Annotated in this window: 2 tRNA genes and 2 rRNA genes; all 4 read right to left on the bottom strand. The window is 49.3% G+C overall.

Annotated elements, in window-relative coordinates:
- Positions 1-113, bottom strand: a 23S ribosomal RNA gene (locus FS666_RS19400); the annotation flags it as partial.
- Positions 114-358: 245 nt separating this feature from the next.
- Positions 359-434, bottom strand: a tRNA-Ala gene (locus tag FS666_RS19405).
- Positions 435-475: 41 nt separating this feature from the next.
- Positions 476-552: transfer RNA gene (locus FS666_RS19410), tRNA-Ile, on the bottom strand.
- A 232-nt stretch (positions 553-784) separates the two neighbouring features.
- Positions 785-840, bottom strand: a 16S ribosomal RNA gene (locus FS666_RS19415); the annotation flags it as partial.

The raw sequence follows: 840 nt of genomic DNA on the forward strand, positions 1-840 counted from the left end.
AAATCTCCGGATCCAAGCTTGCTTACAGCTCCCCGGAGCATATCGGTGTTCGTTCCGTCCTTCTTCGGCTCCTAGTGCCAAGGCATCCACCGTGCGCCCTTGATAACTTAATCTTGTCGGCCAACGATAAGCTTCGAATCTCTGCGTCAGCTCTGTCGCTCACATCCTCACGCACTACAGTGCGCTCCGGTGTTCGCTCCATCGCTTCCTTGACCTTCTCGCTTCTCGTTGCCCTTGGTATTGAGTATAAACCAAAGGTTTTTACACATTTCTTATGGTGCTCCGTAATTGGATCATCCATAAGGTGAACGATTCTCGGTTTGTTTCTTCTCTTACTTATCTGGTTTTCAAAGAACGATGGTGGAGCCTAGCGGGATCGAACCGCTGACCTCCTGCGTGCAAAGCAGGCGCTCTCCCAGCTGAGCTAAGGCCCCATAAAGTAGAAAAACCCCATTTTAAAATACCAAATGTGGGATGGTGGGCCTGAGTGGACTCGAACCACCGACCTCACGCTTATCAGGCGTGCGCTCTAACCAGCTGAGCTACAGGCCCACTTGGATTTATATAAAAGAGTTTGACCTCTCAAAACTGAGCGAAACGAAAACGTCATTCGATTTTAGAAATGTCCAGTTGCGGCTCCTATCGACTAGCAAACTTCGCTCTTCTTCCTACGATAAGTCAACATCGATTCGCCTATCGGCTCATCGTGTTTCCTTTATCTCGTCAGAAGCGCTCCAGTTTGTACGTCGATGAACAGTCGCCTCCACATTTCAATTATCCTTAGAAAGGAGGTGATCCAGCCGCACCTTCCGATACGGCTACCTTGTTACGACTTCACCC

This window comes from Siminovitchia fortis, assembly GCF_007681465.1.
Classification (GTDB): domain Bacteria; phylum Bacillota; class Bacilli; order Bacillales; family Bacillaceae_C; genus Siminovitchia; species Siminovitchia fortis.